We start from the raw sequence: 3675 nt of genomic DNA on the forward strand, positions 1-3675 counted from the left end.
CGCCAAGGCCCGCGGCCGCGAAACCGCCGGCGACACCGCCCAGCCGGACCGGACCGGCGACACCGCCCAGCCGGACCGGACCGCCGACACGCCCGGCGACGAGCCCGCCGGATCCGCGGCCCCCTCCCGGACGGCCCGGCCGCGCGGCGGCTCCGGCGAAGCGGCCGCCCAGGCCCCGGCGCCGCCCAACGGCCCCGCCGACACCCAGGCCGCCGCCCCGGCGCCCTCCCGGACCAGGTCGCGCCGCCGCGGCGGGAGCGGCAACGGCGAGCCCCAGCCGGCCCAACCCAACGGCGACCCGCAGCCGGCCAACGGCGACGCCCAGCCCGCCACCGGCACCCGGACCTCCGGCGACACCCAGGCCGGCACCGGCGCCCGGACCTCCGGCGGCCGCGGCCGGCGGCGGGGCCGCGGCGGTGGCCGCCTGGCCGCCGTCGACGCCGACGCCCCCGCCGCCACCGACGCCACCGACGCCCCCGCCGAGGGCGAGGCCAAGGAGCCGCAGGGCGGCGGCCGCGGCCGGTCCGGCTCCTCCGAGCGCTCGACCCGGCTGGAAACCCGCTCCCGGCGCGAAGGCGCCCGCCAGGCCGACCGCGGCCGCCGGCGCCGCCCGTCCGGCCTGACCGAGGAGCAGAAGCGGATCCTCCGCGAGGAGGGCCCGGACCGGCGCATGGTCGTCACCGAGGGGGCGGAGCGCACCCAGATCGGCGTCCTCGAGGGCCCGACCCTGGTCGAGCACTACGTGACCCGCAAGGCCGGCCGATCCATGGTCGGCAACATCTACCTGGGCCGCGTCCAGAACGTCCTGCCCGGCATGGAGGCCGCCTTCGTCGACATCGGCCGCGGCCGCAACGCGGTCCTGTACGCCGGCGAGGTCAACTACAACGAGGAGGACCTGGACGGCGAGGCCCCCAGGATCGAGAAGGTCCTCAAGGCCGGCCAGCCCGTGCTCGTCCAGGTCACCAAGGACCCGATCGGGGCCAAGGGGGCCCGGCTGACCGCCCAGGTCTCCCTGGCCGGCCGCTACCTGGTCCTCCAGCCCGAGGACAACACCTTCGGCATCTCCCGCCGCCTCCCCGAGACCGAGCGTTCGCGCCTGCGTGACATCCTCAAGGAGGTGCGGCCCAAGGGCCTCGGCCTGATCGCCCGCACCGCCGCCGAGGGCGCCAGCGCCGACGACCTCCGCGCCGACCTGGCCCGGCTCCAGACTCGCTGGGAGGCGGTCGAGCGCAAGGCCAAGAAGTCCAGCGCCCCGGCCGTCATCTACTCCGAGCCCGAGCTGGTCGTGCGGGTCATCCGCGACATCTTCTCGCCCGACTTCGTCGAGCTGGTCGTCGACGGCGACGACCTCTACCAGCGGGTCGAGGAGTACCTGACCGAGGTCGCCCCCGACCTGCTCCCCAAGCTGCACAAGCACCAGGGCAAGCTGCCGGTGTTCGAGCACTACCGGGTCGTCGAGCAGATCCACAAGGCCCTGGAGCGCAAGGTGTGGCTGCCGTCGGGCGGCTCGATCGTGATCGACCGCACCGAGGCCATGACCGTCATCGACGTCAACACGGGCAAGTTCGTCGGCAAGGCCAACCTCGAGGAGACGGTGGTCGCCAACAACCTGGAGGCGGCCGACGAGATCGTCCGCCAGCTCCGGCTGCGCGACATCGGCGGCATCATCATCATCGACTTCATCGACATGCTGTTCGAGCGCAACCAGCAGGCCGTGGTCGACCGCCTCCGGGCCGCCCTGGTCAGGGACAAGACCAAGAGCCAGGTGATGGAGGTCTCCTCACTCGGGCTGGTCCAGATGACCCGCAAGCGCGTCTCGGGCGGCCTGCTCGACAGCTTCTCCGAGACCTGCCCGACCTGCGACGGCCGCGGCGTCGTCATCACCCACGAGCTCTAGCCGGCCGGCCCGGTCGGGCCGGCCGGAGTCTGTTGATCGTCGGCCGAAGGCCGACTCCGAGCCGTCGCCGTCGTGCCGGTGGCGGTGACCTCCAGCAGGTCCCCACGCCAGTGGACCCGGAAGCGGAGCGACCCCCACGAGGCGGGCACGTGCGGGGCGAAGCGGAGCTCCCCGCCGTCGACCGTCATGCCGCCGAAGCCGAGGACCAGCGCCTGCCAGAGCCCGCCGAGGGCGGCGATGTGGACCCCGCCGGCGGCGGTGACGCCCCGGTCGAAGTCGAGGTCGAGCCGGGTGGCCCGCCGCAGGTAGCGCTCGGCCGTGCCGAGGTCGCCGAGACGGGCCGCGACCAGCGCGTACACGGCCGGGCTGAGGGAGCTGTCGTGGACGGTGAGCGGCTCGTAGTAGCGGTAGTTGGCCTCCTGGACGGCGCGGGGGAAGCGCTCGCCCAGCAGGGCCAGCAGCAGCACCACGTCGGCCTGCTTGATGACCTTGAGGCGGGCCAGCCGGCTCCAGCCGAGCGCCGCCTCGCCCGAGGCGGCGGGGGAGCGCAGGGCGGCCAGATCGACCTCCTCGAGCTGGTGGAAGCCACGGTGCTGCTCGATCAGTCCCGTCGCCGGGTCCTGGCCGTCGACCAGCCCGGCGGCCACGGTCCGCCAGTCGTCCAGCTCGCCGTCCTCGAGGTCGAGCGCCGCCCGCAGGGACCGCCAGCGGCCGGGGTGGCGGTCGGCCAGCCAGGCGGCCAGTTCCACGGCCCGGCCGAGCAGCCAGGCGGCCAGCTGGTTGGTGTAGGCGTTGTCGTCGACGTCCTCGTGGTACTCGTCCGGCCCGATCACCCTGCGCACGTGCCAGCGGCCGTCGGCACCGGGCTTGGCCCGGGACGCCCAGAAGCGGGCCAGCTCGAACATCAGCTCCGCGCCCTCGTCGAGCAGGAACGCCTCGTCGCCGGTGGCGGTCCAGTACTGCCAGGCGGCGAAGCCGATGTCGGCGCCGAGGTGGTGCTCCTGCTCGCCGGTGAGGATGGGCCGGCGCTCGCCGGCGCTGGTGATGTACCAGGCCGGGGTGACGTCCTGCCCGCTGTCGGCCGACTCCCAGGCGTAGGCGGCCCCGCGCCAGCCGGCCGCGGCGGCGATCTCCCGGGCCGCCGGCAGGGTGTGGTGGCGGTAGGCGAGCATGGCCCGGGCCGTCGGCGGGTGGGTGTGGACGAAGAAGGGCAGCACGAACGTGTCGGTGTCCCAGAACACGTGGCCCTTGTACTTCTCGCCGGTGAGCGACCGCGCCCCCGGGGCGGCCCGCGGGTCGCCGGGGTTGGCGCTCCCGATCAGGTGGTAGAGGGCGAACCGCACGTCGCGCTGGAGCTCGCCGTCCCCGGTGATCTCGACATCGGCGGCCGCCCAGCGTCCGGCCCAGGCGGCCGCGCTCCGCTCCAGGGCCGCGGGCAGCCCGGCGGCGGCCACCTGGCGCAGCCGCTCGGCAGCCCGGGCCGCCGGGTCGGGGTCGTCGCGGCCGGTGAACACCGTCACCAGCTTGTGGAGCCGCCACGCCCGCCCGGGCGCCGCCTCGAAGCGGTGGCGGCGCACCAGCGCCCGCTCGGCGGGCGTGTCCTCGGCCGGCACCTCGCCGCCGTCGTCGGCGATGAGCGTGGTCGAGGTGGCCAGGCAGACGCCGACGCCCTGGTCGGCGGTGCGGGTCTCCAGCAGCAGGCCGCCGTCGACCCGCCCGGTCCGGTGGCCGAGGAGGTGGCGGACGCCGTTCTCGTTGGCCACGTCGCCGTCCACGAC

Annotated in this window: 2 protein-coding genes; one reads left to right on the forward strand and one right to left on the reverse strand. The window is 75.3% G+C overall.

The window, feature by feature from the left end; genetic code table 11:
• Nucleotides 1-1897 (forward strand): Rne/Rng family ribonuclease (locus VF468_19445; GenBank protein HEX5880462.1); only part of this gene is annotated, 1897 nt, incomplete at its 5' end.
• Here the strand turns inward: VF468_19445 and VF468_19450 are convergent.
• The coding region (locus VF468_19450) for a glycosyl hydrolase family 65 protein (protein HEX5880463.1) at nt 1894-3675 on the reverse strand (1782 nt) is incomplete at its 5' end. The genes VF468_19445 and VF468_19450 overlap by 4 nt on opposite strands.

Source organism: Actinomycetota bacterium (assembly GCA_036280995.1).
GTDB lineage: Bacteria > Actinomycetota > CALGFH01 > CALGFH01 > CALGFH01 > CALGFH01.